The sequence below is a fragment of the Carboxylicivirga taeanensis genome (assembly GCF_051851475.1).
Taxonomy (GTDB): domain Bacteria; phylum Bacteroidota; class Bacteroidia; order Bacteroidales; family Marinilabiliaceae; genus Carboxylicivirga; species Carboxylicivirga taeanensis.
Genome location: NZ_JBPUSJ010000124.1, coordinates 1 through 544 on the forward strand (window position 1 = coordinate 1; position 544 = coordinate 544).

The following is a 544-nucleotide window of genomic DNA, read 5'->3' on the forward strand; positions in this document are numbered from 1 at the left end:
CGTTCCAGGCAAAATTTAAAGGATTTACAGGATGGTATCAAATTTTGCTTTCTTCCACTTATTACAGTGGGTGCCCTATCTGCATTGCTGAGGTCACAGTGCAAACAACCATTCATAAGCGCTTTGTTCAAACTCCACTCGAAACAGCGTTTCGAAGCAATCGCGCGTTAGGGAGAGTGGCTGAGAATGCGTAATGGCGACCTTTGCAAAAGGGGAAGCCTGAAGCCGATTCTCAGCAACGGTGTGCAGCACTCCCCTTGAGCGATGCGATTTTTTGGTTTCCGTTTTTTCTAAAAAAATGGAAATGCCACCCGGCATGAGGGCAATATACAGCTTCTTTCTGCTCGAGCCGCAGAGGCTTTTACTTCTTCTCTACAGCCAGAAGAAGTAAACAAGAAGGGCCGTTGCTAACATCAGAATGGCTAACAATCAGCACTCGCCGCTAAAAGAAAAGAACTCGCTGCGCTCAAACAGCTTTTCTTTCTTAACGCTCTGATTCCTGATTGTCTTAACGCCTTTTGATGAAGGCAAGGGAACACTTACA

The 544-nt window shown here is 45.8% G+C and carries 1 protein-coding gene; it reads left to right on the plus strand.

The features are described 5' to 3' along the window. On the plus strand, positions 1-194 hold a 194-nt coding region (locus tag ACSX1H_RS19525), incomplete at its 5' end, for a hypothetical protein (RefSeq protein ID WP_439185940.1). Between the last annotated feature and the right edge of the window lie 350 nt (positions 195-544).